Source organism: Variovorax brevis, assembly GCF_030317105.1.
Taxonomy (GTDB): Bacteria; Pseudomonadota; Gammaproteobacteria; order Burkholderiales; family Burkholderiaceae_C; genus Variovorax; species Variovorax brevis.
In genome coordinates, this window is record NZ_JASZYG010000013.1 from 120,858 (window position 1) to 144,721 (window position 23,864).

The following is a 23,864-nucleotide window of genomic DNA, read 5'->3' on the forward strand; positions in this document are numbered from 1 at the left end:
GCCTGGCTGCAACACATCCAACCGAGACACAATGAATCCAGCTCACACCCTGGCCATGATCGAGCGTCCGGACCTGCGCCCGTATCTGAGCGACGAACAGTTCGAATTCCGCCGCAGCGTCAATCGCGTGCTCTCCAAGCATGCCAGTCCCGACTACATCGGCAAGTGCGACGAGGAAAAGCGCTTTCCACAAGAACTGATCGACGTCGGCGTCGAGCAGGGCTGGTTTGCGCTCACGTTGCCCGAGGCCGCTGGCGGCATCGGCGACTACATGGACATGACGGCCTTCCTGGAAGTCGCGGCCTACTACAGCGTGGCACTCAGCCGCTTCTGGAACGCCAACATCAACATGGTCGGCGGCGCGGTGGCGCGCTTCGCGAGCGAGGAAATCAAGGCAGACGTGCTTCCGGCGTTGGCCAAGGGCGAAGGCTGGCTGGCCTTCGCCCTGAGCGAGAACGGCTCTGGCTCCGACGCCGCGTCGCTCACCACGCGAGCCGTAGCCGATGGCGACGACTTCGTCGTTGACGGCACCAAGATGTGGATCACCGGTGCAATGCAGGCCAAGTACATCCTGACCGCCGTGCGCACCGACAAGGAAGCCAAGAAGCACGACGGCATCAGTCTCCTCCTGGTGCCGACCGACACGCCGGGCCTGGACATCCGTCCGATCGACCTGCTCGGTGGCAGCGCGATCCGCACCTGCGAGGTGAACTACGTTGGCGTTCGCGTGCCGAAGCAGCTCGTGGTCGGCGAACTGCACATGGGCTGGAAGCGCCTGACCGCGGTGCTCGCAAAGGAACGCGTGGCGCTGTCGGCGATGTGTGCCGGCGCGGCGCAGGCGGCGGTCGACCTGGCGCGTTGGTATGCGCTCGAACGCAAGCAGTTCGGCCAGCCGATTTTCGACTTCCAGGCAGTCTCGCACATGCTGGTCGACATGCAGACGCAGGTCGACGCGGCGCGGATGATGGCCTATCGCGCGGCCAAGCTGCTGGTCGAGGGCCAGCCCTGCGACGCCGAGTCGTCGCAGGCGAAGTTTTTCGCCTCAGACGTGTATGTGAAGGTCGCGACCGACGGCCTTCAGATCATGGGTGCCAACGGCTACGCGATGGAGTACGCCATGCAGCGCCACTACCGCGAGTCGAAGCTGTTCCAGATCTTCGGTGGCACCAACCAGATCCAGCGCAACATCATCGCGCGCGCCTTGAAAGCGTGAGCACAGGCATGAACAACAACATCGTCGGACAACTCAAGAGCCTGGGCCTTGCGGTCGAAGAACTGCGCACCGATGTGGTGGTGGTAGGCGGCGGCGGAGCGGCATCGCGCGCGGCCCTGTCGGCACGGCTGACGGGCGCCGAAGTGCTGGTACTGGCCAAGGCGCCGCTCGGCACCGGTGGCAGCACAGTGCATGGCGCCAGCGAGATCATGAGCATGGGCGCATCGGGCTACGGCGCCGCGGGTGACAGTCCCGAAGTGCACTACCGGGACACCATGGCCGCGGCCAGCGGATTCATCGACCGCGGCTTGGTGCGCGTGCTCGCCGAAGACGCGCCGAAACGCATCGCCGACCTCATCGACTACGGCGTGGCCTTCGACCGCGCGGCTGCCGACAAGGTGGCGCCGGGCTACACGACTGATTACAAGCTGATCCAGAGCGACTTCGGCAGCTACGCGCGCGCGCTCGGCGTGTCGGGCAAAACGGGCAAGGCCTTCGTCGCGGCGCTGACCGAACAGGCGATGGCGCGCGGCGTGAAGGTGCGCGCGCCGGCCGGTCTGGTCGACCTGCTGCTCGATGCGCAAGGCCGCGCGGCTGGGGTGCTGGCCTACGATGCGACATCCTGCAGCTGGCTGGTCGTGCATGCGAAGTCGGTGGTACTCGGCACCGGCGGCGCCCATGGCCTGTTCTCCCAGCAGGTGTCGACCGGCGAGATGACGGGCGACGGCCAAGCCGTGCTGTACCGCGCCGGGGCAGAGCTGGTCAACATGGAGTTTCACCAGTTCGGGCCCGCACTCGTGCACCCGTACGTGCAACTCTTCTCCAAGTCGTGCTTCGTGCTGCATCCGCGCATGACGAATGCGCAAGGCCACGAATTCCTGCCGGACTACCTGCCGCGGGGCGTCAGCGAAGAAGAAGTGATGGACGAGAAGGTCTTCCCGTTCACCGTGAGCAACGTCTCGCGCTACATCGACATCTCGATCGCCTCCGAGATTGCGGCCGGGCGCGGCAACGAACGCGGCACCATCAATTTCTCGCTCGCGCATGTGCCGGCCGACAAGCTCGAGACGACCATCCCCAACACGATGCGCTGGATGAAAGCCAACGGCGTCGATCCGCAGCGCGACCTGATGAACGTCGGAATCGCGTTCCAGTGCCTCAACGGCGGTGTGCGCATGGTCGATGCCGATGCGCGCTCGACCATCCCCGGCGTGCACGTGATCGGCGAACTCGCGGGCGGCGTGCGCGGCCCCGACCGGCCGGGCGGCAACTCGCTGGCCGAGGGGCAGGTCTTCGGCCACCGCGCCGGCGATGCCGCGGGCCGTGACGCAGTCGGCGGCGGCCAGGCACCGGGAATCGTGGCGGCCGACGCCGTCGTGCAACGACTGCGCAATGCGCTGGCGCCCAACGCCGGTATCGACGTGGCCGGCAGCGCGCGGCAGCTTCAGGCCGCCATGCAACGCCATGCCCTGGTCGAGAAGAACGAGGCTGGCCTCACGCAAGCGCTGCAGGTGGCGCGCGACATCGAAGCCTCGCTCGCCTCGGGCGGCGGTGCCACGCCCGCGACGCTGAATGACGTGCTGACACTCCAGAACATGGCCACCACTGCTGCGGTCATCGTCGAGGCCTGCCTGGCCCGGCGCGAGACGCGCAGTGGCCACCTGCGCACCGACCACCGCGAACGCAACGACGCGTCCTACGGCCACGCTTTCGTGCAAACCCGCTGCGAAGACGGAACCAGCCGCTTCGAGCCGCTCGCTTACGCGGCCGCCGACTGACGACGCGCACAACCGACGAACAACCGACGAGCAACGCAACCAGAGACAACCATGCCTGAACAAAAGAAGCCCATGCCGTTGAGCGGCTACACCATCCTCGACCTCAGCGTGATGACCGCCGGGCCGGTCGGTACCCTGCTGCTGGGTGACTTGGGTGCCGACGTGATCAAGGTCGAAGAGCCGGTGCGCGGCGACCTGGCCCGCGACCTCGGCAACCAGTTCGTCAACGGTGAGAGCGTGCAGTTCATGGCGCAGAACCGGAACAAGCGCAGCCTGCGACTCGATCTCAAGTCGGCGCAGGGCAAGGCGGTGTTCCTGCGCCTGGCGAAAACGGCCGACGTCATCGTCGAGAATTTCCGTCCCGGCACAGTCGACCGCTTGGGCATTGGCTACGATGCCGTGCGCGCCATCAACCCGGAGATCGTCTATGCGAGCGCCTCTGCGTTCGGGCAGACCGGGCCGTATGCGGCATGGCCGGCCAACGACCCGATCGTACAGGCGGTCGCTGGTCTGATGGACATGACGGGCGAAGCCGGAGGCTTGCCGGTGCGCCTGGGCGCGCCGCTGCCGGACTTCGGCGCCGCCGCGATGATGGCACTCGGCATCACCACTGCGCTGCTGCACCGCCAGCGCACCGGTGAAGGCCAGCGCATCGACACCTCGCTGCTGGGCGCGGCGCTGTTCAGTACCATCCCGCGCGACGGCGAAACCATTCGCAGCGGCAAGGCACCGTCGCGGCTCGGCAGCGGCCATCCGACGATGGTTCCGTACCGCAACTTCGAAGGCTCCGACGGCAAGTATTTCTTCGCCGCCTGTTTCACCGAAAAGTTCTGGACCAACCTGTGCCGCGTGCTCGACCGCACCGACCTGCTGAGCGACCCGCGCTTCGTCAACAACACGCAGCGCACGGCCAACCGGCATCTGATCGACGCGATCCTCGAAGATATCTTCGTCATGCAACCCGCTGCCCATTGGGTCAAGACACTGTCCAAGGCGGACGTGCCTTGCGCGGCAGTGCAGGACTATCACACCGCGCTGACGAGCGATCCGCAAATCAGGCACACCGGCGCGGTGCTGCACCTGGAGCATCCGGTGGCCGGCCCGATGACCAACCTGGCCAATCCGCTCAATCTGCATGGCACGCCGGTGCAGATGCGCCGGCCGCCGCCCGTGCTGGGCCAGCACAGCGAAGAGGTGCTGCGCGAACACGGCTTCTCGGGCAGCGAGATCGACGCGCTGCTGCGCCAAGGCGTCGTCAAGGGCATGCGCCTGGACGACGACGTCGCCCTGGATCTGATCGCACCAGCGGCGGCGGGGGTGTGATGAGCGCGACCCGTGAGGAGATCGTTGCCGACTACGTGATCGTCGGGGCCGGCACTGCCGGCTGCGTGCTCGCAAGCAGGTTGTCGGCGAACGGCACGTACAAGGTGATGCTGATCGAGGCCGGTGGCCGGGACCGTCATCCGATGATCCACATCCCGGCCGGCTTCCTGCGGCTGCTCGACCATCCGAGCATCACCTGGAACTACAAGACAGCGCCCGAGGCGCAGGCGAGCGAGCGCGAGATCCTGTTCCCGCGCGGCCGCGGCCTCGGCGGTTCAAGCTCGATCAACGGGCTGCTCTATGTGCGACCGTTCGCGGCCGACATCGACGCCTGGGAAGCGGGCGGCGCCGTCGGCTGGAACTTTGCCAACTGCCTGCCCTACTACAGCCGCTCGGAGACATGGCAGGACGGCAGCGACCCGCGCCGCGGCAGCGACGGCCCGATCCAGGTCACACGCGTGTCGTCGCCGCCCGCAGTTTGCGCCGAAGTCATCAAGGCCGGCCAGGAACTGGGGCTCGACATGATCGACGATCCCAACGCCACCACGCGCGGTCCTTCGATCTGGTACTACCAGCAGACGCGTCACGGCCGTGTGCGGTCGAGTGCTGCGCGTGGCTACCTGTGGCCTGTCGCCGCGCGCCCCAACCTCAGCGTGCACACCGACCTGCACGTGACGCGCGTGACCATGGAAGGCGAGGGCGCCTCGCGCACGGCGACCGGGGTCGAATGCCGGAGTGCCAACGGCGACGTGGTGGCAGTCAAGGCGCGCCGCGAAGTCATCCTGAGCGCGGGCGTCATCGGTTCGCCACGCCTCCTGGAAATGAGTGGCATCGGCGACCCCGACGTCCTCGACAACGCGGGCATTCGCACGCAAGTCGCGCTAGGCGGCGTCGGCAACAACTTGCAAGACCACTACGTGACGCGTCTGTGCTTTCGCATCCAGGGCATCGCGACCGCCAACGAGCGATCGCACGGTGCCGCACTTGCGAGGGAAGTCGCAAAGTACGTGGTCTCGGGTGGCGGCCTCCTGACCTACAGCGCCGCCGTGATCGGCGCGTTCGCGTCGTCGGGGCTGGTCGATCGTCCCGACGTGCAGTTCGTGATCGCGCCCGGCAGCTTCAAGGAAGGACGGATCGGCCAACTCGAGAATGAGCCCGGCTTGTCGTTCGGCGTGTGGCAGATGCGCCCCGAGAGCCGCGGCCACGTGCATTTGTTGTCGAGCGACGGCAGCCAGGCGCCGGCCATCGCACCGCGCTACCTCAGCAGCGAACTGGACCGGCGGACGACGATCGCCGGCCTGCGCATCGGCCGCGCGCTGGCGAAGCAGCCCTCTCTGGCGCCCTACGTTGTCGGCGAGACGGTACCTGGCCCGCAGGCCGACAACGATGACGCCTTGCTGCAATACGCACGCGACAACGGCTCGACCGTCTACCACGGCGTCGGCACTTGCCGCATGGGCGCGGACCCTGGCGAGGGCGCCGTCGTCGATGCGGAACTGCGCGTGCACGGTATCCAGCGCCTGCGGGTGATCGACGGCTCGATCATGCCGACGATGACCTCGACCAACACCAACGCAACGGTGCTGATGATCGCCGAGCGCGCCGCGGACATGCTGCTGAGTGAAGCGCAACGCGCACTGGGCGCCGGTGCGCGCGCGGTGGCGCGGCACCCGGCATGAGGGGGAGCGCCTGGCTGGGCGTCTACCTGCGCCTGGCCACGCTGCTGCTGCCCGTCATCTGTTGTGCCGCCGTCGGTGCGGCCTGGGCGATCAAGAAGAAGGCCTACCCGGCCGAGTTCGTTGCCACGCTGGCGACGGTGGTCAGCACGCCGGCGCTGGTGTTCTACACGCTGATGACGACGCGGCTCGACGGCGCGCAGTTGTTGGAGGCTGGCGCCGCCTCGCTCCTCGGGCTTGCGGTCGCGGGGGTGCTCAGCGGTGTCGCGTTGCGCAGCATGCAGATGCCTGCGACAACGCTGGGACCAGCGGCCACCTTTCCCAACGCGGGCAACCTGGGCCTGCCGATCGCGCAGTTCGCGTTCGGCGACAGCGGGTTGGCTGTCGCCCTCGCGTTCTTCGCGATCAACTCGGTGATGCAGCACACCCTGGGTGTCTGGGTCACGAGCCGTGGCGTCGATCGCGCAGCACGATGGCCCAAGGGCGTTATCGTGGCCTGTCTGCTTGCGGTGGCATTTCGCACTTTGCGCATCGAGTTGCCCGATCCCGTCATCGAAAGTGCGCGCCTGGTGGGCTCGCTCGCCGTTCCGCTGATGCTGTTGAGCCTCGGGCATGCGCTGGCGAGCGTGTCGCGCGCGGGCATCCGCCAGGGGGCGCTGCTCGGTGCAATCCGCCTCGTCGTGGGCGTGCTCGCCGGAGCGCTGGTGGTGCATGCGCTGCGGTTGCCGCCGCTGGTTGCCGGCGTATTGACGTTGCAGCTCGCGATGCCTGTTGCCGTGGTGAGTTCGATCTATGTGCAGCGCTACAGCAACCATGGCGACGAGGCCGCCGGCGCGGTGCTGGTATCGACAGCCGCCTTCTTCGTGCTGTGCCCGCTGCTCATCTGGTTCGCGGACACGAGCCGCTTTTGACAAATTTTCCATGAACTCATCTGACCAAACCATTGCCGCGCGGCGTCGCCGACTGCTGATCACCGGCGTTCCGCCGCAAAAAGTCATTGACCGTGCCGAGGCGTCTTTCGACGTCACGATCTGGCGCGAGCCCACGCCGATCGGGGCGCGACTCGCAGGCGAAGCTCAAGGGCACGACGCGGTGATTGTCATGCCGGGCGACAAGCTCGACGCGGCATGCATTGGCGCGCTTCCGCGCAGCGTGCAGGTGCTCGCGACCTACTCGGTCGGCTTCGACCACATCGACCTCGCCGCCGCGACCGCGCGCCGGCTCCCGGTCTTCAACACGCCCGACGTGCTCACCGAGTCGGTGGCCGACCTCGCGCTGTTCCTGATCCTTGCCGCTGCGCGCGACACGACGTCTGCAGAGCGCACCTTGCGCGAGGGCCGCTGGGGCCCATGGGCGCCGACCTCGATGCTGGGCCGCTCGCTTCAGGGCCAGCGGCTCGGAATCTTCGGCATGGGCCGCATCGGGCAGGCGATTGCGAGGCGCGCATCGGCCTTCGGCATGCAACTGCACTATCACAACCGCTCGCGTCTGCCGGCCGGGCGGGAAGCTGGCGCCGTCTTCCACGACAGCCTCGAAGGCTTGCTGGCGCAGAGCGACGTACTGTGCATCTGCGCACCCTCCGGCCCCGAGCTGCGCAACGCCGTCGATGCGCGGCGCCTGGCTTGCCTGCCGCGCGGCGCGATCGTGGTGAACGTCGCGCGCGGCGATCTCGTCGACGAACCCGCGCTGTTCGAGGCCGTTCATGTGGGCCGCGTCGGCGCCATCGGGTTCGACGTCTACCGCAACGAGCCGCGCATTGACCCGCACTGGCTCGACCTGCCGCACGCCACGCTGCTGCCCCACATTGGCAGCGCAACGACTGAAGTCCGAACTGCAATGGGGATGACCGCGCTCGATGGTGTCGAGTCCCACTTTGCCGGGCGGCCCGCGGCGAACCTGCTCAATCCCGAATCGTGCCCAACGAGCGACATCGCTCATGGAAATTCCTAGTATGTGTGCAATATCTAATTACGTGTCATACATTGACATAAAAGTGTAGACACTTATACTAGTCCATGAAGACACATCCACTTGACAACAGAGACACAACCGCCATGCACGAACTTCTTCCACGCCGCTCATTCCTCCACGCGCTCGGCACCCTGCCGCTCGTCGGCAGTGGCCTTCTGACAGCCGGTCCGGTCTTTGCCCAGGACGCCAAGTTCACCCTGAAGTACGCCAACAACCTGCCCCTGAGTCATCCGATGAACATCCGGGCCAAGGAGGCATCGCAGGCCATCAAGCGCGATACGCAAGGGGCGGTCGACCTGCAGATCTTCCCGAGCGGCCAGATGGGCAGTGACACCGACATGCTGTCGCAAGTGCGCGCTGGCGCGATCGACTTCATGACGCTGGGAGGCGATGTGCTCTCCACGCTGGTGCCGGTTGCGTCGATCTGCAGCGTCGGCTTTGCGTTCAAGGACTACGACCAGGTCTGGGCCGCGATGGACGGTGACCTGGGCGCGCACATCCGCGAGGCGATCTCCAAGGCCGGTCTGATCGCAATGGAAAAGAGCTGGGACAACGGTTTCCGTCACCTCACGACGTCCAACAAGCCGGTGAACACGCCGGCCGATCTGAAGGGCATGAAGATCCGTGTGCCGGTCAGCCCGCTGTGGACGTCCTTGTTCAAGTCACTCGATGCGGCGCCGGCCGGTATCAACTTCAGCGAGGTGTATTCGGCTCTGCAGACGAAGGTCGTTGAAGGCCAGGAAAACCCGCTCGCCCTGATCGACGCCGTGCGGCTCTATGAAGTGCAAAAGTACTGTTCGCTGACGGGGCACATCTGGAGCAACTACTGGTTCCTGGCGAATGCCCGCGGCTGGAACAAGCTGCCCAAGGACATCCAGAACGTGTTGGCCAAGCACCTGAACGCAGCCGGCGTCAACGAGCGTGCCGACCTGGTCGCCCTCAACACCAGGCTGCAAGCACAACTCACCGACAAGGGCCTGACGTTCAACAAGGTCGACACCGCCCCGTTCCGCGCCGCGCTGCAAAAGGCCGGCTTCTATGCCGAGTGGAACAAGAAGTACGGCAAGGACGCCTGGACGATCCTGGAAAAGTACGCCGGCGCTCTGGCCTGACCCGATTCAGGACCAACCCATGACCACCACGCTGCACGAGGGCACGCCGGCGAGCGCCACGCCGGTCCGTACCAACGCCATCGCCCGCGCCGCACAGCGCCTCGAGTCCGCGATCCAATGGAGCACCGAACTGCTCGCTGTGTGCCTGATGGTGGCCGAGGTGAGCCTGCTGCTCACCAACGTCATCTTCCGCTACGCGCTGCACGATCCGCTGGTGTGGGGGGATGAGCTTGCGTCTCTGCTCTTCATCTGGCTGGCGATGATCGGCGCGGTGATCGCATTGCAGCGCGGCGAGCACATGCGCCTGACGACGTTCGTTGCGCGCATGGCGCCGGGCGCACGCGCGCTGTGCAACACGCTGGCGGACGTCATAACGGTCGCTTTCGTGCTGTTGCTGATCGGCCCGGCCTGGGAATACGCCCAGGAAGAATGGGCGATCACCACGCCCGCGCTCGGCATCCCGAACACCTTCCGTGTGATGTCCATCGTGGTGGGCGCGGCGCTCATGCTCGCTATTGCGGCGCTGCGATTGACGGAGCGCGCAGCGCCACGCGATGCGGCCAAGTCGATCGCAGTCGTTGCCGGCCTTGCAGCGGTCCTGTATTTTGCACGGCCCTTGCTGGCCGCACTGGGCACCTTCAACCTGGTGCTGTTCCTGGTGATCGGCGTGGCCACGCTGGTCGCGATCGGCGTGCCGATCATGGTTGCCTTCGGGCTGTCGACGCTGGCCTATCTCGCCAGTGCAACCCAGGCGCCGCTGCTCATCGTGGTCAGTCGCATGGACGAGGGCATGTCCGGCATCATCCTGCTCGCCGTGCCACTGTTCGTGCTGCTCGGCGCGCTGATCGAGGCGATGGGCATGGCCCGCGCGATGATCCGCTTCCTCGCGTCGTTGATCGGCCACGTGCGGGGTGGCCTGTCCTACGTGCTGGTCGGCGCAATGTACCTGGTGTCGGGGATCTCCGGCTCGAAGGTGGCCGACATGGCCGCAGTCGCGCCGGCGCTATTCCCCGAAATGAAGAATCGTGGCGAGGACGACGGCGAACTGGTGTCGATGCTTGCCGCGTCGGGCGCGATGTCCGAAACCATTCCGCCGAGCCTCGTGCTGATAACGATCGGATCGGTCACGGGTGTGTCGATCGCGGCATTGTTCACCGGCGGCTTCATGCCGGCGGTGATCGGCGCGTTAGCCATGGTGGCCGTGATCTTCATGAAATCGCGCCGGCAGAGCCTGGAGGGCGTCCGCAAAGCCACGCCGAAGGAAATCGGCAGGGCACTGACATTTGCCCTGCCTGCGGTCATCCTGCCGTTCGTGATTCGCGCAGCGGTGGTCGAAGGCGTGGCCACCGCCACCGAGGTGTCGGCGATCGGCGTGGCCTACACCTTCATCGTTGGCACGCTGGTTTACCGCGAGTTCGACTGGAAGCGTCTCTATCCGATCCTGGTCGAAGCGGCGTCGCTGTCGGGCGCCATCCTGATCATCATCGGCTGCGCCACGGCGATGGCCTGGGCGCTGACGCAGTCGGGCTTCTCGGCACACGTGGCGCACCTGATGACGGCGCTCGGTGGCGGCAAGACGGGCTTCCTGATCGTCTCGGCCATCGCGTTCGTGCTGCTCGGCAGCTTTCTCGAAGGCATACCGGCGATCGTGTTGTTCGGACCCTTGTTGTTCCCCGTGGCGCGCGCCTTGGGCGTGCACGAAGTCCACTACGCGATGGTCGTGATCTTCTCGATGGGGCTGGGGCTCTTTGCACCGCCCATTGGCGTCGGCTACTACGCGGCCTGTGCGATCGGCAAGGTCGATCCGGATCGCGCGATGAAACGGATCTGGCCTTACCTCGGGGCTCTGATCGTGGCACTCGTGGTGATCGCTGCCTTCCCATGGCTGTCGATCGGCTTCCTCTGATGACTGCAGCGAATGACCCTGCCGGCGCCACACGGCACCATCCCCCTCTCCAGCGCGACGGCTCGCGCGCTCGCCGCTCACCAAGCTGAAAGAAAAGCCATGCACTTTGTTCGCCCGTTCCTCACTTTCGTTGCGGCAGCAACGCTGGCCATCGCCGCGACGGCGCAGACCTATCCCGCCAAACCGATCAAGCTCATCGTCCCTTTCAGTCCGGGCGGCGCCACCGACATCGTCGGGCGCATCTGGGCCGATGCCGCCAGCAAGGAACTGGGGCAACCGGTCGTCGTCGACAACCGCGCCGGCGGCGGCGGCAGTATCGGCTCTGTCGTGGTGGCGCACGCCGCCGCGGATGGCTACACCCTTGGCATCGCGACCGTCGGCACGCACGCGGCCAACATCGCCTGCAATCCCAAAGGCGGCTACAACGCGGTGAAAGACTTCACGCCCATCAGCAACCTTGCACGCACGCCCAATGTGCTGACCGTCAACACCTCGGTGCCTGTGCGGGGCATGCCTGAACTGCTGGCCTACATCAAGAAGAACCCTGGCAAGGTGCGCTATGCGACGGGCGGCACCTGCGGCGTGCATCATCTGACGGGCGCCATGTTCACCTCGCTCACCGGTGCCGACCTGACGCATGTGCCGTACCGAGGATCGGGCCTGGCGCTGACCGACGTGATCGGGGGGCACGTAGAGATGTTCTTCGATAGCCTCCCGGGCTCCCTGCCCTCGATCCAGGCCCAGCGGCTGCGTCCGGTTGCCGTGGCATGGGAGACACGCTTGCCTTCGCTGCCGAACGTGCCCACCTATGCGGAACTGGGCTTCAAGTCGATCAACGACGCCGTCTGGTACGGCCTGGTCGGACCGGCCAACTTGCCGCCTGCCATTGTCAGCCGACTCAATGAGGTGACCCTGAAGGTCATGGCCATGCCAGAGGTGCGAGAGCGCGTGCGGCTGACCGGTTCCGAACCCACGGCTACGACGCCGTCGGAGTTCGGCGCGGAGATCCGCAGCGCGCTCGAGCGGATGCAATACACCGTCAAGACGCAAGGCATCAGCTTCGATCCGTCCGGCTCCTGACCTGCCGCAATTGCCCCCATTGAAAGAACTCCAGGCGAGGTCGAGGGTCTTTCCGCGGGGCTGCCTCCATCCTGATTTGCAACACAGCCAGCGCTCAAGGTGTGCGGATATGAAAGCGCGTTCCGCATTCGGCGACCACCGCTTTCCACCGAGGCTGCTGGGGCGCCCCGACGGAAGGAGACTCGCTGCGAGCTTGCCCCGGGACTCGAATGGTGGACCTGCCCCGTAAGATCGAGGGATGGCACTTTCGGCGGCTTCAACATGGTAGGGTCTAATGGCAAGCTGACAAGCAGGGACGTCGCGCGTCTGGCGGGGGTCTCTCAAGCAACGGTCTCGCGCGTTCTTCAAAATTCTCCACTGGTGCAGCCAGCGACTCGCCAGGCTGTGCTCGACGCGATTGCGCAATCCGGCTACGCCCCCAACGCCGCCGCCCGCTGGATGCGCACCCGGCGAACCGACATCATTGCATTGGTGGTCGCCAACCTGGCGGTCAACCCGCTCTACCCCGCCATGCTGCAATTGCTGTCGACTGCACTGCGCAAGCGCGGCATGTCGGCGTCGGTCTATGAAGAGGAAGACTTCAGCGAAAGCACGTTGCGGAGGATCGTCGAAGGCGGCGTGGACGGCGTCATCACCACCACGGCCATGGAGGCCTCGGTGCCTTTTCTGGAGCGCATCGCCGAGCAGGTGCCCCTGATACTGCTCCACCGGACCGTCAGCTCCAAGGCGTTCGATCAATTCTCCAGCGACAACCACGCGAGCGGAGCCGCCGTCGCGAGCTTCTTCGCGAAGCACGGACGAAAGAAGATCGGCCTCATCTCGGGATACAACCTGCCAAGCACGCTGCGTGAGCGGGAGCAGGGGTTCACAGCGGAACTGGCCCGCCGAGGCCTGCAACTCAAGGAATACGCGATCGCTCGCGTGCCGAAGTTTTCCTATGCCGCCGGTGCCGAAGCCGCACGCGAGATCATGAAGGTGCATGGCGTCAACGCCATCTTCGGCGTCAACGACATCGTGGCCATCGGCGCACTCGACGGGCTGCGTTCGAAGGGGCTCGCAGTGCCGGACGACGTCTGGGTCGTGGGCCACGACGATGTCCCGATGGCGGCTTGGGACTGCATCAACCTGACGACGGTCGCCCAGTCGCGCGAGGCGATGGTGGACGCGGCCGTTGCACGCCTGTGCGCCCGCCTTGACAACCAGGACCTGCGGCCCAAACGCGTCGTCCTACCCTACGAGTTCATCCGGCGCGGCACGGCGGGCTGAACCTCAATCGAGGGTGATGTTGTTGTCGTGGGCCACCTTGCCCCACTTCGCGATTTCGTTCTTGAGATAGACGGCGAATTCCTCCGGGGTCGACCCGACGATGTCGGCTCCCATCGCTGTCAATTTGGCAGCGGTCTCCGGCTGCTTCAGGATGCGGACGATCTCGCGGTTGAGCCTGGAGACGATCTCCGGGGGCAGGTTGGCCGGACCCATCACGCCACCCCATGAGTTTGCCTCGAAGCTCGGGATGCCGCTTTCGGCGACGGTCGGCACGGAACCGAGCGCCGAAGACCGCTTCGCACCCGTGACCGCAATGGGCTTCAACAGGCCACTCTTGATTTGCGACATGCCGCCGATGACCGTCGGGAATATCACGCTCACATTGCCTGCGATGGTGTCCTGCAGGCCGGGCGCATCTCCCTTGTAGGGGACGTGGACCATCTTGAAGTCGGCCATGGACTTCATCATCTCGCCAGCCAAGTGATTGGCAGAGCCGTTGCCGGCAGAGGCGTATGTCAGCTTGTCCGGATGCGCCTTGGCATAGGCGATCAATTCCTTCATCGAATTCACCGGCATCGAAGGCGCAACGAGCACCACCAGCGGGACGACCGAGGTCAAGGTGATCGGCGTGAAATCCTTGAGGGCGTCGTATGGCAGCTTGCGATAGATGGCCGGATTGATCGCATTGGGGCCGAGGTTCGCCATGAGAATGGTGTAACCGTCCGGCAAGGCCTTGGCCACGTATTCGAGCGCAATCAGCCCGTTGGCGCCAGGTCGGTTCTCGACGATGAAGGATTGGCCCAGCGCCTCGGTGAGCTTGACGCTGAGCAAGCGCGCGGTCACATCCGATGCGCCTCCGGGCGGATAAGGCACGACGAAGCGGACGGGCTGCCGGGTGGGCCAGGCCTCAGCCAATGCGGCTGCCGAAACGACGAGCGATGCCGCGCAGACGGCTGTGGCACGCAGGAAAGAAGTGATGCTCATAGGACTGCGGATGAGGGCGACGCGTGTGCGCCGATCACCGGCGGAAGGTCGAGCGTTGTCGTCCGGCGCAACTCGCGCCGGTACTTCTTGTCGTCAAAGGGACGGGCGCGGTGCATCGTGGTCCTGTTGTCCCAAATGACGAAGTCGTTGACCCGCCATTCGTGTCGATAGACGAACTGCGGCTGCGTCGCGTGCTCGCTGAGGTCGCGCAGGATCAGCCGCCCTTCGGGCACCGCCATGCCCACGATGTGCGACGCGTGCGACGCGAGATACAACGACCGGCGACCTGTGCGCGGCAGCGTGCGCGCCAAAGGATGCACGGCGCCCTTCAGCTTCTCTCGTTCTTCCTTGGAGAATTCGAAGCCCATCACCTCGCGCGAGTAAGCGATCGAATGAAAGACCTGCAGCCCGTCGATCGCCGCCTTCGTTTCGGGGTCGAGCGCGTCATACGCGGCGCGCATGTCGGCGAACTCGGTGTCCGCCCTGACGGGTGGCACGACGCGAGCCGACAACATCGAATAGCGACCGGGCGGATCCTCGAACGAGGCGTCCGTGTGCCACAGGCGATTGCTGATCGTGCTCATGCGCAGGCGATGGTCAGCAGGAAGGATCTCGCCATCGGCACCGACGTTGGAGATGTCGGTCAACGCTTCGTTGCCGAATCGATTCTTGCCAAGCACCGCGACGGAGGTCTTGCTGTGCAAGGTGCCATCAAAGCGCTCGGCGAATGCGAGCTGTTCATCGTTCTCGAGCGGCTGGTCGCGAAAGACGAGGACCGCGTGTTCGTCCATGCCGGCCTGCAGTTGCGCAAGCAAGGAGGGATCGGTGAGATCGCGCAAGGTGATGCCGGTCACCTCGGCGCCCAGAACCGAGGGTAGTTTTTCGATGCGTAATGCCATGGAGCAAGGCCTTTCAGTGGAACGAAGACGGGACTGCTGCGCGTTTATGAATACGTACTCATTTTGCCGCTTTCGGGAAGCAAAGCATCAGGGAATGCCCGCGTTGCTCGCGCCAAGACAAACGACGGACGGGAGTCAGTCGCGTGCATCGCCATCTGAAACGCCCCTGTACGCCCCGGGCGCTCCTGCATGCGCGAAGGGAGAATAGGGCCGACCTTCGTGCCGGCACTCGCGCAGCGCCTCCTTGGCGTGCAGCGCGATCAAGCCGTAGAAGGTAAGTTCGGGCCGCAAGGTCACTGGGATGAGCATGGACTGTAATTTGAGCGGAATCGGGCGCACCGCCAAGGGCCAGTTGCCCAAAAGTTTTGCAGGCCAGGTATCGACTGTGCACGGTCACGCCGTGAAAGCCTGCCTGCGTTCGCGGTCTACCCATGACTGCCATGCGTTGAACAAACCGAGGATGGGTTTGATATCAAGCGCCTTTACCGACGGGTGCGAATCGAGCGCAGCTGCTAGGCCCGAAATCGCGCGATCGATCGCGCAACTGTCGGACCTTTCGCCGCGGCCAAGCGCGGTACGCCGTTTGCCGTCCGCTCGCGACGTGGAGAGGCTGCAAGCCGATAAGCCGGACGCTCAGGTCGTCGCTGATGGAGCCCCTGTTCGACTGCGACGCGTTTGGCAAGCACTTGTTGAGCGATCAGTCCGCGATCGAACGATAGCGCTTGAACAACCCGTCGAACACGCTATCGGCGCCAGAACCACAGCGCTGCAGGGGAATCTTGGCGATGCGCTGGTACGGGGCGATGTTCGGGATCTTGGTCGCCGACAACACACCTCGTCAAAAAACAGAGCGTCTTGCCGGCAGACCCCTGTTGTCAGCCAAGGGCAGCCTGCGCTTCGAAGGCGGATGGAACAAGAAGGCGCTGATCGCACTGGCACCGCCGAGGGCGCGTTCGACCGGCCCGTCGCTGGCGCGCGCGTCGGGCCTCATGTTCAACGGCGGCGACTGGGGCTGGCTCGTCGGCGCGGGGGCGATCCTCCATGCCGCGGTCAATCGGGTGGGCATGCCGACGATGGCCGCTTACGCCAGGGCCTGAAGATCATCAAAGCCGGACGGTGCAAGGCGGTTGACTCTTTGCAGCGAGGATCAGTCGATGGGTCTGAAAAGTTCCGACTGCCGCTGGCCGTGATTGTGCTTGTGACGTTTCATCCGCGGGAGCAGTCTTTGGGGAGATACCAAGGCGTCGGTTGGCTGACGCGTTGCGTGCTCAAGCGACGCACCCGGTCGATCGCCCTCGCGGCGATCGAATGGCATGTCTCGCTGCGCCTCCAATCAGATCTCCATTTGCTCGGAAATCTCCCGCGCGTCGTCCACTTCGCGATCCCCAGGTATTTCACCGTCAACTCCAGCCTATGGACTGATGTCCCTAGTGCAGAATGTCTTTAGCCGAGCGGCTGCGGCGCGCAGTCGTTGTTTCGAGAGGACGCGCCTCGCGCGACACGGCCTCAGGACAGGTGTTGAACAAGCCTCCATGGAGGAAACCGCGGAATGCACCTGTTGACGCCGGGAAGGCTACCAACCTACCCACGACACCTTCACTGATCGCCCAAATCTGGCCTCCGATTTTGGCCGCTCCCCAAAGCATTTGGTCGCCTTGACTATGGCTTTCCGATCAGGGCGATCGCCTTGGCCCTCACTTCTGACAGTTCCGGTGCCGAGGCAGTTCCTTTGCGGGTGACCCTGCGCACGACCCAATCAAGACTCTTCACCTGATCGGCCAGCGCCGCGCCAGCTCTCGCTCCAGCAATCAGCACCTCAAAGGGGTAGCCCTTAACCTGTGTTGTCATCGGACAGCACAGCATCAGCCCGGTCTTCGCGTTGTATGCTGAGGGACTCAGCACCAACGCCGGCCGATGGCCGGCCTGTTCATGCCCGGCCTGAGGGTCAACATGCAACCAGACGATATCCCCAGCCTCCGGGACATAGCGACGGACCATCAAAAGATCTCTTTGCCCACCGCGGCACCGAATACAACCTCCCCGTGCACATTCTCGGGAGTAATTCGAGCAAGCAATGTTGCAAGTTCGAATTCGCCCGGTCGCACCGGTTCGATCACGATTCGCCCACCTTCTTCGCGCACGTCCACGGTTTCGTCAAGGTGCAGGCGCGCGGCCGCCATCACAGAGGCCGGAATACGTACCGAGGCACTGTTGCCCCACTTCTTTACCATCACCTGCACTAAGCCTCCGTGTGTAGTCAATGTCGATACTATAGCGGCTGGCCGCCTTTGTAGCAACTTTGTCGATACCCGACACTGGTTCTGCCGCCTCTAATCATCGGAGCATCGGGCGCGCCAGCAATGAAGGGGGTCCCCCTGCCGGCGCGCTGTTTTCGCCCAGACCTGGACGCCGATCGCCGGAAGTTCGCGCTGAGGGCCGAGCAACGTTGGAAGCGCAGCACGGGTGTCAGTCCTCGCTAGACGCGCAATTTTTCCGATCGGAACCATCACGTTACTCCTTGTCGAGCATGCGACTGGCATTGCCATTGCGTGAACTCCCGGCGCGAAAGTATCCCTGCATGCCGGGCGCTTCATCACCCACCCGCATGGCCACCGCGAGTCGGTTCACCTGACCGAGCAGGGGATGCAACTGGCCAATGAACTTGCGGCGAAGTTCTTCGGGCCGAAAGGATCAGCGCCCGCGCGCGTATAGCTTCGGCAGGCACACCCGGTGCCAGACGGGGAGGCGGGGGTGAGAGGTGGCCCCGGTCGTCTGAACACGCTTCGACCTGAGATAAGTGGATTGGCGGCAGGTTTGATCTAGCCTTCCAGGTGAAAGCGGTCCGTCTCGACGATTTCATCCGTGAGATGCGCCAAAACGCGAAGAGCTCTCTTCAACTGGAAGCGGGATGTCGATACTTCGACGTCTGCGTCACCCAGAAAGATGGCCGCAAGGTATTTCTGTACGAACTCTACGACGACCGCGAAGCATTCGATCGTCACTTGGCAAGCGAGCATTTCCTTTCGTTCAATCAACTCACTGCACACTGGATCGAATCCAGGGATGTGCAGGAGTACATTCGCCGCTGAACCACTCGTTGTAGGCAGGTTCTCTGAATATCGACACGGTTTTCAAGGTGACCATGCGCCGCCGAATCGACTCCTACAGCGTCCGTCTGTTCGTCTCTGCGGCGCGCACTGGATCCATCGTTCGTGCGGCCGAGCTGGAGAACATCGCACCGTCCGCCTTGGGGCGACGCTTGGCCGATCTCGAGCATGCGTTCGGCACGCCGTTGCTCGTGCGTTCTCCAAAAGGTGTCGCGTTGACGGATGCGGGCAGGCTCGTATTCGCACGCGGCGAGCAAATCGATGCCGAGCTGCAGGACTTGCTGCGCGAAGTCCAGACGGAAGGTGGCGAGGTGCGTGGCACGGTGCGGCTTTTTGCCAATATGTCGGCCGTCGTCGGGTTCCTTCCCGAGCGATTGAAGCGGTTCATGGCGCAATACCCCGCAGTAACAGTTGCATTGCACGAAGAGGACACGCGGGACGTGCTTCGCGCGTGTCTGGATGACCGCGCCGACGTCGGTGTCGGCGTGGCAGTGGCGTTGCCACCTGGGCTCGAGGCCTGGCCTTTTGCGAGCGATCCATTGCAAGTGATCATGCCCGCGGACCATGCGCTTGCCAAGCGCAAGAAGATTACCTTTTCGCTGGCTCTGGAGCACAAACTTGTGGGTGTCCACGCCGGCGGCGCGTTGGATCGATTGCTTGCCGAGCGCGCGGCGGCACTTGACATGCAATTCGACCCGGCGGTTTCGGTCAGCAGCTTCGACGCGGTGTGTCGCATGGTCCAGGCAGGATTGGGCATCTCGGTGATTCCACGGAGCGCTGCGTCTGCCTACGCAGGGTCCGCCCGCTTCGTCAGGCGGCCGCTGGACGAGAGTTGGGCCGACCGGCTTCTCAACGTCTATGCGCTACGGAAGAACCCGCAGCCGCGTGTGGTGAGCGCACTGATCCAAAGCCTCTTAGGGTAATTGCGGATCACGCGCCTCGCGTGATCCCCTGTGCCATCTGAGCGCTTTTCGCAGCGTTCAAGCGGCGCAATGATCGCGCCATGCCAGCCCAAACGCCAGCGGCCATCCCCTCGACGCTGACCTTCGCCCCGCGCGTCTTGTTCCTCGCCCAATCGCCAGCGCAGGTAGCGCGCGCTTTGAGCGGCCAGATCGTCAGTCTGGTTCAGGCAGCGCCGCTGCGCGACGACGTGTCGACCGACGAAATCACGCCGCTTCCGATCCTCACGCACTACGACGACAAGCTCGGCCGCTACCCGTACACCGGGTTCAGGGCAGAGGGCGAGGCACCGATCGGCACCGACGCGATTCGCCAGGCCGGCATCGAGGTTGTTGTGGCTGGCAAGCGGTACGGAAAAGGCTCTTCGCGCGAGCACAGCCCTGCTGCGGAGAAACTGGCGGGCGTGCGGCTTGTGATTGCCGAGAGCTTCGAGCGAATCTATCGCCAGAACGCGGACAACATCGGCCTGTACACCTCCACCGATTTCGGACTGGTCGAACGCATTGCAGCCGGTGAGGCGATTCCGCTGGAGGATCTGGTTGCTGGCCGCGATTCACTGGCGGCCGCAATTCTGAAGAACGGCGGCCTGCTGCGCTTCGGCCAGCGCTTCATGCGCAAGATCGAACAGGTGGCGGATGTCGATGACGGCCGCCCCCGCACGCTGTTCGAGAAGATCGTCGCCCGGCATGCGCTCGCCACCGAACTGACCGCCGCGCACCCCGCAGCGGGCGACGGCGCCTTTGTGCGTGCGGACTGGCGATTCATCCACGAGTACTACACCGGAATGGCTGCGCACATGTTGCACGCCACTTTCGGAGAGCCATTGGCTTTGCACGATCCCGCCTCGATCGTGGTGTTCGAGGACCACACCTCCTATGTGGAGGAAAGCCCGGCCCACCTTCGCGGGGGGCTGGTTCCCAACGTCCATCGCATGGTTGAAGCGCAGCGCGAATTTGCCTCGCGCTACAAATTGCGTTCGCACCGTACCCTGACCGAGGCTGAGGCGGCGAATGACGACGGGAGCAATGTGGCCGGCATCTCGCACGCGATGATGGCCGAGCACTACGCGTTGCCGGGGCAATTGCTGGTCGGGACAGACTCCCACACGCCACACAGCGGAGCGCTGGGGTGCGTCGCATTTGGAGTCGGAACCACCGACATGGCCAACGCGTTCATGACCGGCGCGGTGCGACTGACCGTTCCACAATCGCTTCGCGTCGTGCTGAATGGCCAGATTCCAGTGGGGGTGACCGCCAAGGACGTGGTCCTGCACCTGCTGGCGCAACCTGCGATTCGCGCCGGTGTGGGGCTTGGGAAGGTGTTCGAGTTTTGCGGCGACGCCATCGCGCAGCTATCCACCGACGAGCGCGCCACGCTGACCAACATGACAGCCGAGCTCGGAGGCTTCACCGGCATCGTGGCCCCCGACGCGGAGACCGTTCGGTTCTTGCGCGAGCGGCGCGGCGTCTATTTTGAGCTCGAGCCCTGGATGCGCAGCGATCCGGGCGCGATGTATGCAGACACCATCCATGTCGATAGCGCCGCGGTGCCGGCGATGGTGGCGTTACCAGGCGACCCGGGCAACGGCATCCCGCTTGCCGATGTCACCGACCGCGTGCAGATTGACATCGCCTACGGCGGCTCGTGCACCGCTGGAAAGCGAGAAGACTTCGATCACTATCACGCCGTGCTGCGCTGGGCTGCCGATCGCGGACTGAAGGTGGCACCGGGCGTGCAGCTCTTCCTGCAATTCGGAACCACCGCGGTGAGGGACCATTGCATCGAAGCCGGCTACATGGATGCATTTGAGAAGGTCGGTGCACGATTGCTGCAGCCTTCTTGTGGTGCCTGCGGCAACTGTGGACCGGGCGGCTCGGTCGCCAAGGAGCAGGTCACGGTGAGTGCCATCAATCGCAACTTCCCGGGCCGCGGTGGGCCGGGTCAGGTGTGGCTTGCCAGCCCTCCGACCGTCGCGGCCAGTGCCATCGCCGGCCAACTGCTCTCGTTCGAGGAACTGCAGCAGCGCGAATTCCATTGACCCCACCGAATCATGCTTGGGAGACCGTTTCCATGAGTTCCCGCCTCTTCTTCCGTCGCGCTGCGACTTCCCTGCTGGCCGCTGGGGCATTGATCGCACCGATGGCAACGTGGGCCCAATCAGACAAGCCAATCCGGATCATCGTGCCCTTGGCAGCTGGCTCCACGGTCGATGCTGTTGCACGAGCGATCACGGCAAGGCGACCGGGCATCCGGTCATTGTGGAAAACGTCGTGGGCGCGGGCGGCATCCCGGGTACCTCACAGCTTGTGAAGGCGCCCAAAGACGGATTGACGCCCGGAATGATTTCCTCTGACCACGTGATCAATCCGGGCATCTACAAGTCCATCCCGTATGACAGCGTCAAGGACATCACGCCCATTGCCGTGATCGCGACGCTCCCGCTGGTGCTGGTGGTGAATCCATCGGTTCCCGCGAAAGATGTCAAGGAATTGATCGCCTTGGCCAAGGCCAAGCCCGGGACGCTGAACTATGGCTCAGCAGGAAATGGCAGCACGCTGCATCTGGCCGCTGAACTCCTGCGCAGCGAGGCAGACATCGACATCAAGCATGTGCCCTATCGCGGCACTGGACCTCTGATCACCGACTTGATCGGGGGCCAAGTCCAACTTGCATTCGTTTCGATCTCTCAAGTGGCGCCGCAAGTCAAGGCGGGTCAGTTGCGTGCCCTTGCGGTCTCGACAACGACGCGCTCCACCGCGCTACCAGATGTTCCCACGTTGGCCCAGGCAGGAGTGCCCAAGTACAGCTTTGATGCGTGGATCTCCATGGTCGCCCCTGGCGGGTTGCCCAAGCCAATTGTCGACAGCTCCTACGCAGCGGTGAAGACGTCGATGGCGTCCCCCGAGGTCCAACGAATGCTCGAAGGGCAGGGCTTGATGGCCATGAACACGGGACCGGATACCGCCTGCGCATTCTTTCAGGCCAAAATGGTCAAACATCAGAAGCTTGTCAAGCAGTCCGGTGCCTCGTTGGACTGACATGAATCCCAAGATCGCGTTTCTGCTGGGTGAGGGCATCGGCCCCGAGATCATGGCCGAGGCGCGCAAGGTGCTGGCGGCCCTCAGGCCCTTCGATTTTGAGTTCGATGCCTTGGAAGGCCAGGTCGGCGGCGTGGCGTACGAGGTGGCTGGACAGCCATTGCCCAATGCAACCCTCGACCTGGTACGTCAGGCCGACGCCGTGCTCTTCGGCACGGTGGGTGATCCTCGTTTTGATCATTTGGAGCGATCGCTTCGACCAGAACGCGCGATCCTTGGCCTGCGCCGCGAACTCGGCCTCTACGCCTACCTCAAGCATGTCCGGGTGCCGAGCGATCTTGCCGAACTGTCGCCGCTGCGCGCCGAACGCGTTGCCGGCCTCGATCTCCTGGTGGTTCGCGAACTGAATGGGGACGTCTATACGGGCCAGCCTCGGGGCCGTCGCCTCGCGCCCGATGGCACATTTCGCCGGTCAGCGCGAGGGCTTTGACACTATGCGATATGCCGAGGGCGAGGTAAGCCGGGTAGCTCGTGTGGCGTTTGAGGCGGCGCGCAAGCGCAATCATCGCGTGGCGAGCGTCGACAAGGCCAACGTGTTCGAAACCTCGGGACTTTGGCGGGAGATCGTCAGCGAGGTCGCACGCAAGTATCCCGACGTGGCGCTGACCCCCCTCTACGCCGACAACACCTTGATGCAGTTGGTGTCTCGGCCGACTGAGTTTGATGTCATCCTGACCGGGAATCTGTTCGGCGACCTGATCGCGGACGCCGCATCGACGCTGACCGGTTCGATCGCGATGGCGGGTTCCGCCATGGTTGGCGACAACCTGAAGGGAATGTACGAAGCCGGTCACGGCACGGCGCTCGACATTGCCGGACAGGGAACGGCGAACCCCGTTGCATGCATTCGCGCAGCAGGGCTCATGCTGCGGCATTCCCTGAATCGCGTCGACTTGGCCGAGCGCATCGAGGCCACGATCGCTTGAGAACCGCGGAGATGGTTCCGGGTCCTGGTAGGCGCGTCGCAGGGACCTCGGCGATGGGCGATGCCATTGCTGCCTCTCTGGCCACTTGATCTGGCTGTCAGGTTCCCTCATGCTGCCGAACCGAAACCCCGAGGTACTTTCGCAGCGCATCCGCAACCTGATCGAGCCTGCGTCCCTTGAGCCAGATCAGGCCGACTTCCATCGGTGGGATGGGGTGGGCGAGAGGCACCGTCCTGATGCGCCTTCCATCCAGCGACCACGGTCGAAAAACCATGTCGGACAGGATCGTGACCCCGAGGCCGAGCGCGACCATCTCTCGCACAGCTTCCATCGAAGAAGTGCGCATCAGGGAAGAAGGCCTGACGCCGGCGTTCGACCAATAGCGCATGGCGGAGAGCTCTCCTTCGTCAACCGTTGGCACGACGTAGGGGAAGGGAGCCACGTCTTGGAAGGAGACGTGAGGACTGTCGGCCAGCGGATGGCCGTCTGCGACCCACAGTGGCCTGCGCGAGCGCGCCAGAAAGCAAGCGGGAGCAGTTGTGTCTTCACCTTCGGGACTTGTCAT

At 64.4% G+C, this 23,864-nt stretch carries 20 protein-coding genes and 2 pseudogenes; 16 read left to right on the forward strand and 6 right to left on the reverse strand.

Annotation, left to right across the window (positions count from 1 at the left end):
- Positions 1–31 precede the first annotated feature (31 nt).
- The 10 genes from QTI66_RS30135 to QTI66_RS30180 all read left to right on the forward strand — a co-directional run bounded on the left by QTI66_RS30135 (position 32) and on the right by QTI66_RS30180 (position 13,325).
- Entirely contained in the window at positions 32–1,213 is a 1,182-nt protein-coding gene (locus QTI66_RS30135; protein WP_286563953.1) for an acyl-CoA dehydrogenase family protein, read from the forward strand.
- A gap of 8 nt (positions 1,214–1,221) precedes the next feature.
- A complete protein-coding gene (locus tag QTI66_RS30140; protein WP_286563955.1) occupies positions 1,222–2,991 on the forward strand; it encodes an FAD-binding protein in 1,770 nt (589 codons plus the stop codon).
- A gap of 51 nt (positions 2,992–3,042) precedes the next feature.
- Positions 3,043–4,314 (forward strand): CaiB/BaiF CoA transferase family protein, encoded by a 1,272-nt coding sequence (locus QTI66_RS30145; RefSeq protein WP_286563956.1) that lies wholly within the window; start codon positions 3,043–3,045, stop codon positions 4,312–4,314.
- The gene (locus tag QTI66_RS30150) at positions 4,314–5,993 is read left to right on the forward strand and encodes a GMC family oxidoreductase (protein WP_286563957.1); all 1,680 of its coding nucleotides are present in this window, start codon (positions 4,314–4,316) and stop codon (positions 5,991–5,993) included. Before QTI66_RS30145 ends, QTI66_RS30150 begins: the two co-directional genes overlap by 1 nt.
- Positions 5,990–6,901, forward strand: a complete 912-nt coding sequence (locus QTI66_RS30155; protein WP_286563958.1) for an AEC family transporter — start codon at positions 5,990–5,992, stop codon at positions 6,899–6,901. The genes QTI66_RS30150 and QTI66_RS30155 overlap by 4 nt, the downstream gene beginning before the upstream one ends.
- Positions 6,902–6,911: 10 nt before the next feature.
- A complete protein-coding gene (locus QTI66_RS30160; RefSeq protein ID WP_286563959.1) occupies positions 6,912–7,940 on the forward strand; it encodes a 2-hydroxyacid dehydrogenase in 1,029 nt (342 codons plus the stop codon).
- A 104-nt stretch (positions 7,941–8,044) separates the two neighbouring features.
- Positions 8,045–9,073 carry a TRAP transporter substrate-binding protein gene (locus QTI66_RS30165; protein WP_286563960.1) on the forward strand — a complete coding sequence of 343 codons (1,029 nt, stop codon included), beginning with the start codon at positions 8,045–8,047 and terminating at the stop codon, positions 9,071–9,073.
- A gap of 19 nt (positions 9,074–9,092) precedes the next feature.
- Complete coding sequence (locus tag QTI66_RS30170) at positions 9,093–10,979, forward strand: TRAP transporter large permease (protein WP_286563962.1); 1,887 nt, start codon at positions 9,093–9,095, stop codon at positions 10,977–10,979.
- A 99-nt stretch (positions 10,980–11,078) separates the two neighbouring features.
- Entirely contained in the window at positions 11,079–12,059 is a 981-nt protein-coding gene (locus QTI66_RS30175; protein ID WP_286563963.1) for a tripartite tricarboxylate transporter substrate-binding protein, read from the forward strand.
- 261 nt (positions 12,060–12,320) lie between these two features.
- Positions 12,321–13,325 carry a LacI family DNA-binding transcriptional regulator gene (locus tag QTI66_RS30180; RefSeq protein WP_286563964.1) on the forward strand — a complete coding sequence of 335 codons (1,005 nt, stop codon included), beginning with the start codon at positions 12,321–12,323 and terminating at the stop codon, positions 13,323–13,325.
- Between the two features lie 3 nt (positions 13,326–13,328).
- Here the strand turns inward: QTI66_RS30180 and QTI66_RS30185 are convergent, their stop codons facing one another.
- The 3 genes from QTI66_RS30185 to QTI66_RS30195 form a co-directional block, all read right to left on the reverse strand.
- Complete coding sequence (locus tag QTI66_RS30185) at positions 13,329–14,309, reverse strand: tripartite tricarboxylate transporter substrate binding protein (RefSeq protein ID WP_286563965.1); 981 nt, start codon at positions 14,307–14,309, stop codon at positions 13,329–13,331.
- Positions 14,306–15,208, reverse strand: coding sequence for a TauD/TfdA dioxygenase family protein (locus tag QTI66_RS30190; RefSeq protein ID WP_286563966.1), 903 nt, complete (start codon positions 15,206–15,208; stop codon positions 14,306–14,308). Before QTI66_RS30190 ends, QTI66_RS30185 begins: the two co-directional genes overlap by 4 nt.
- Before the next feature lie 135 nt (positions 15,209–15,343).
- Positions 15,344–15,517, reverse strand: coding sequence for a hypothetical protein (locus QTI66_RS30195; protein ID WP_286563967.1), 174 nt, complete (start codon positions 15,515–15,517; stop codon positions 15,344–15,346).
- Between the two features lie 413 nt (positions 15,518–15,930).
- Between QTI66_RS30195 and QTI66_RS30200 the strand changes: the two genes are divergently transcribed.
- The gene (locus QTI66_RS30200) at positions 15,931–16,305 is read left to right on the forward strand and encodes a hypothetical protein (RefSeq protein ID WP_286563968.1); all 375 of its coding nucleotides are present in this window, start codon (positions 15,931–15,933) and stop codon (positions 16,303–16,305) included.
- Positions 16,306–16,867: 562 nt separating this feature from the next.
- On the opposite strand, the gene mazF is transcribed toward QTI66_RS30200, so the two are convergent.
- Complete coding sequence (gene mazF / locus QTI66_RS30205; protein ID WP_286563969.1) at positions 16,868–17,206, reverse strand: endoribonuclease MazF; 339 nt, start codon at positions 17,204–17,206, stop codon at positions 16,868–16,870.
- Entirely contained in the window at positions 17,206–17,439 is a 234-nt protein-coding gene (locus tag QTI66_RS30210) for an AbrB/MazE/SpoVT family DNA-binding domain-containing protein (RefSeq protein ID WP_286564009.1), read from the reverse strand. Before QTI66_RS30210 ends, mazF begins: the two co-directional genes overlap by 1 nt.
- Before the next feature lie 600 nt (positions 17,440–18,039).
- Between QTI66_RS30210 and QTI66_RS30215 the strand changes: the two genes are divergently transcribed.
- The 5 genes and pseudogenes from QTI66_RS30215 (at position 18,040) to leuB (ending at position 23,388) form a co-directional block, all read left to right on the forward strand.
- The gene (locus QTI66_RS30215; protein ID WP_286563970.1) at positions 18,040–18,297 is read left to right on the forward strand and encodes a putative quinol monooxygenase; all 258 of its coding nucleotides are present in this window, start codon (positions 18,040–18,042) and stop codon (positions 18,295–18,297) included.
- Positions 18,298–18,350: 53 nt separating this feature from the next.
- A complete protein-coding gene (locus QTI66_RS30220) occupies positions 18,351–19,238 on the forward strand; it encodes a LysR substrate-binding domain-containing protein (protein WP_286563971.1) in 888 nt (295 codons plus the stop codon).
- Between the two features lie 80 nt (positions 19,239–19,318).
- Positions 19,319–21,313, forward strand: coding sequence for an aconitase family protein (locus tag QTI66_RS30225; RefSeq protein ID WP_286563972.1), 1,995 nt, complete (start codon positions 19,319–19,321; stop codon positions 21,311–21,313).
- Positions 21,314–21,414: 101 nt separating this feature from the next.
- Positions 21,415–22,313 (forward strand): annotated as a pseudogene (locus QTI66_RS30230) (tripartite tricarboxylate transporter substrate binding protein).
- A 1-nt stretch (position 22,314) separates the two neighbouring features.
- A pseudogene (gene leuB / locus QTI66_RS30235) lies at positions 22,315–23,388 on the forward strand (3-isopropylmalate dehydrogenase).
- Between the two features lie 8 nt (positions 23,389–23,396).
- Here the strand turns inward: leuB and QTI66_RS30240 are convergent.
- Positions 23,397–23,864, reverse strand: a complete 468-nt coding sequence (locus QTI66_RS30240) for a LysR substrate-binding domain-containing protein (RefSeq protein WP_286563973.1) — start codon at positions 23,862–23,864, stop codon at positions 23,397–23,399.